Annotated in this window: 2 pseudogenes and 1 CRISPR repeat array; of the pseudogenes, one reads left to right on the plus strand and one right to left on the minus strand. The window is 70.6% G+C overall.

Annotated elements, in window-relative coordinates:
- Positions 1-152, plus strand: a pseudogene (locus J1M41_RS11525) (IS5/IS1182 family transposase); the annotation flags it as partial.
- A gap of 29 nt (positions 153-181) precedes the next feature.
- Positions 182-2,468: direct repeats of the CRISPR family, unit length 28 nt; unit sequence GGCTCATCCCCGCTCGCGCGGGGAGCAC.
- 30 nt (positions 2,469-2,498) lie between these two features.
- Here J1M41_RS11525 and J1M41_RS11530 read toward each other — a convergent pair.
- Positions 2,499-2,650: pseudogene (locus J1M41_RS11530) on the minus strand (IS5/IS1182 family transposase); the annotation flags it as partial.

The following is a 2,650-nucleotide window of genomic DNA, read 5'->3' on the forward strand; positions in this document are numbered from 1 at the left end:
AGGGCCGCAACGTCATCGAGCGTCAGTACGCTCACCTGAAGCAGTGGCGGGGTCTGGCGACCCGGTATGACAAGTACGCGATCGTCTACCGGGCCGCTGTGGTCCTGAATGCTGTGCTCGCATGGTCAAAACGATTGTCAGACATGCCCTAGGCGGGCCGGTTGTCCAGGTCGTGGCGGACCGGCTCATCCCCGCTCGCGCGGGGAGCACCTCATGCTCACCGTGGAGATGGACCCCGGAGCGGGCTCATCCCCGCTCGCGCGGGGAGCACGCTGACGAACGAGGCTCCCGCGGCGTCGTCCTGGGCTCATCCCCGCTCGCGCGGGGAGCACGCAACCTCCAACCAGTCGATCAGCTGGGAGGCGGGCTCATCCCCGCTCGCGCGGGGAGCACGACACGGTGTGGAACGGGCTGCTCCGGCCCGCGGGCTCATCCCCGCTCGCGCGGGGAGCACGCTTCAAGTCGTCCAACCGGTCCTTCTCCGCCAGGGCTCATCCCCGCTCGCGCGGGGAGCACACGCCATGCGTGCGGAGCGCGGGGCCAACGGCGGGCTCATCCCCGCTCGCGCGGGGAGCACGCGTGGGCCGACGTCACGGGGAAGCCATCCACGGGCTCATCCCCGCTCGCGCGGGGAGCACAACCGGATGAAGCCGAGCCAATCCTGCTCGATGGGCTCATCCCCGCTCGCGCGGGGAGCACAGGGAGTCCTCCGTGTCCACGTCGAGGATCAGGGGCTCATCCCCGCTCGCGCGGGGAGCACCAGGTCCAGGATTAGTGGGCGGCGGGTCATGGCGGCTCATCCCCGCTCGCGCGGGGAGCACTCCCTGGACTACGGGCGAACCTTCAAGGTCATCGGCTCATCCCCGCTCGCGCGGGGAGCACAACTAAAGCGCCAGAATGGCGGGGGTTCCGGCGGGCTCATCCCCGCTCGCGCGGGGAGCACGAGGTCGAGACGGGGAAGCTGCCACGGTTCTTGGGCTCATCCCCGCTCGCGCGGGGAGCACCCACGGGTTCCTCTTTTCGTTGCCGGGTCAGAGGGCTCATCCCCGCTCGCGCGGGGAGCACATCAGCAAGGGCGCGCACATGCACGTCGGCGGGGGCTCATCCCCGCTCGCGCGGGGAGCACCCAGTTGGTGTCGCAGTTGTACGGGGCCCGCCAGGCTCATCCCCGCTCGCGCGGGGAGCACTGGCTCGAGCTGCGCGCGGCTCTCGGCTGGGTGGGCTCATCCCCGCTCGCGCGGGGAGCACCGGGCCGCATCGTTGGGAGAGTTCCGCGTCCAGGGCTCATCCCCGCTCGCGCGGGGAGCACCTACTGGTGGGTCTCCCTCTCGTCGGACTCCCCGGCTCATCCCCGCTCGCGCGGGGAGCACCGCTTCAGCTCGGCCGTCATGGTGTGAGGCTGGGGCTCATCCCCGCTCGCGCGGGGAGCACTCCTTGATCTCGACCTTGAACGGGCCGGGCAGGGGCTCATCCCCGCTCGCGCGGGGAGCACATCTGCGAGGCGGCCGCCTCGACGTCGGCCAACGGCTCATCCCCGCTCGCGCGGGGAGCACATGGTCGCGGATGCGTTGGAGTTCAACCCGGCGGGCTCATCCCCGCTCGCGCGGGGAGCACGACGGCCGGTCCATGCTGTGGACGCTCGGCACGGGCTCATCCCCGCTCGCGCGGGGAGCACATGACCATTTCCCGACTGGATCACCCTGAGATGGGCTCATCCCCGCTCGCGCGGGGAGCACGTGGTGGCGGACTACGGGGACACCCTGCGGGTGGGCTCATCCCCGCTCGCGCGGGGAGCACCAGGGCCTCGTCCACCTCGGCGTCGGAACCGCGGGCTCATCCCCGCTCGCGCGGGGAGCACCGCTCGTCAGGTGCCGCGGCCGGCCGCGGGTCAGGCTCATCCCCGCTCGCGCGGGGAGCACACCTGGTCCTGGATCGGGCCGGCCAACTCGGTGGGCTCATCCCCGCTCGCGCGGGGAGCACGGCTACAACGTCTACCTTGAATGGCGTGGTGAGGGCTCATCCCCGCTCGCGCGGGGAGCACTCGATGAACGCCTGGAAGAACTGCCTCTCGGTGGGCTCATCCCCGCTCGCGCGGGGAGCACTCCAGGATTTCCTTCTCCGTGGACGCACCGTTGGGCTCATCCCCGCTCGCGCGGGGAGCACATCGAGTAGCGGCGCTCATTCACACCCGGGCGGGGCTCATCCCCGCTCGCGCGGGGAGCACTACCTCTGGTTTTGGAGACCAGTGCTCTACCTGGGCTCATCCCCGCTCGCGCGGGGAGCACGACCACTCCACCGTGGTGCGGGCCGTCGTCTCGGGCTCATCCCCGCTCGCGCGGGGAGCACGGGGTTCGGTTCGGGTACTGCTGGGCGATCCACGGCTCATCCCCGCTCGCGCGGGGAGCACGTGGACCTGTCGGACCCGTTGGCGAACATGGTGGGCTCATCCCCGCTCGCGCGGGGAGCACCCATATCGTCTATTCGGATGACCCTGCCGCCTAGGGCATGTCTGACAATCGTTTGGACCATGCGAGCACAGCATTCAGGACCACAGCGGCCCGGTAGACGATCGCGTACTTGTCATACCGGGTCGCCAGACCCCGCCACTGCTTCAGGTGAGCGTACTGACGCTCGATGACGTTGCGGCCCT

This window comes from Micrococcus sp. KRD096, assembly GCF_017168495.1.
GTDB lineage: Bacteria > Actinomycetota > Actinomycetes > Actinomycetales > Micrococcaceae > Micrococcus > Micrococcus luteus.